Source organism: Streptomyces sp. NPDC031340 (assembly GCF_055569945.1).
In genome coordinates this window covers 1-1,408 of record NZ_JBVIIE010000135.1, presented here as the reverse complement: position 1 = coordinate 1,408, position 1,408 = coordinate 1, and the positions used below count along the sequence as shown (strand labels likewise).

Sequence of the window (1,408 nt, the reverse complement as noted above, 5' to 3'; positions counted from 1 at the left end):
GGGTTTTGGCTGTTTGGCGGGAGTGCCGAGTCGGCGTGCCAGGCGGGCAAAACTTCGCCGGACTCGTCCGGGTGTCGGTGTTCGGCCTGCGGGGGTTGGTTTCTCCCAGCGGCGGCGTAGGTCCTGGCCGAGGTGGCGGGCGAGGCGGAGTTGGGCGTGGGCAGCCAGGATCAGCCGGGTCCAGCGGTCGCCCTGAGCGGCGGTGCGGATCTGTGGCGTGGTCCAGCCCAGTTGCTGTTTGAGGAGCCGGAAGGTGTGCTCGATGTCGAAGCGTCGCAGGTAGGCGCGCCACAGCAGGTCGAGGTCGAAGTCGGTGTCGTCGGGGGCGGTGTGCCACAGCCACATCGGCTTGGGGCTGCGGTGGCCGGGCAGGCGTTCGGCCTCGATGAGGATGAGGGTGCCCGGGACGATGGGCAGGTCGCCGGTGTGGTTCTTCCAGCCGCGGTCGCGCTGGAGTTCCTGGTGCAGCCGGTGCCAGGCTTGGACCTTCACGGTGCCGTGGCGGTTGCTGGAAGCGGCGAGCGTGACGTCGGGGGCGGTCCAGGTGGATCGGTCGGCGAGCTTGAACTCGCTGCCGTGGCGGCGGGGGCGTCCGCCCAGGTGGCGGGGCCGCTGGACGGGATCGGCCCGGAAGACCCGGTTGGCCTTGATGCGGCCGAGTACCTGGACGGCGGGGCCTTGCAGGGCCAGCAGGTAGCTGATGCGGGTCAGGTCGTATCCGGCGTCGAAGACGAACAGCGGCGCGGGCCGGTGGGCCAGGTGGCCGGCTTCCTGAAGCGCTGCTGCCACCCGCGTGACCTGTTCGGTCGTGACGACGGTCGCGTCCTGGTCGGCGGTCAGCCGCACCGCGTCCAGCAGGGCCGTCCAGGAGGTTGCGCCCCATTCCAGGCCGGCCGCGAAGGAGTAGGGCCAGCCCGGCACTGCCTTGCGTGTGGTGGTGCACCGGCACGACGCGTGGCAGAAGCACCGCTCGTCGCTGGTGACGGCGTGCGGGCGCGGCCAGGACGAGACGTCCACCGCGACCTTCACCGGCCCGTGGTCGGCCGGTCGCCAGGACCGTGCCAGCAGCCCGTGCAGGGTTCGAACGTCGAGATCACCGCAGGCCAGAGCGTCATAGAGGGCACCGTGCCCACGCCTGAACGTCTTCTCCAGCGACAGCTCGACCAGCGAGTCCACCGGGCCGTCCGCCGTGAGGACCGCGTCCACCACTTCGAACAACGCGTCGGGCCTCCGCGTCAGGCAGGCGAAGAACTCCTGTCGGAACCGGGACAAGGCGGTCAACGCCTCGACGCGGCGGGCCCCTTCTTGCAGACTGTCCATCACGGCCTTTGGTTGATCGACGTGTCTCTTGGCGGAAACACATGATCAAGCAGAGGCCGCCTTGCTGTCCGGCAAACGGCCACCCTCA

At 70.0% G+C, this 1,408-nt stretch carries 1 protein-coding gene; it reads right to left on the bottom strand.

What is annotated here, in order from left to right; all coding sequences use genetic code 11:
* Positions 1 to 1,320 (bottom strand): NF041680 family putative transposase (locus ACZ5GT_RS40765; RefSeq protein WP_469037004.1); only part of this gene is annotated, 1,320 nt, incomplete at its 3' end.
* Positions 1,321 to 1,408 lie beyond the last annotated feature (88 nt).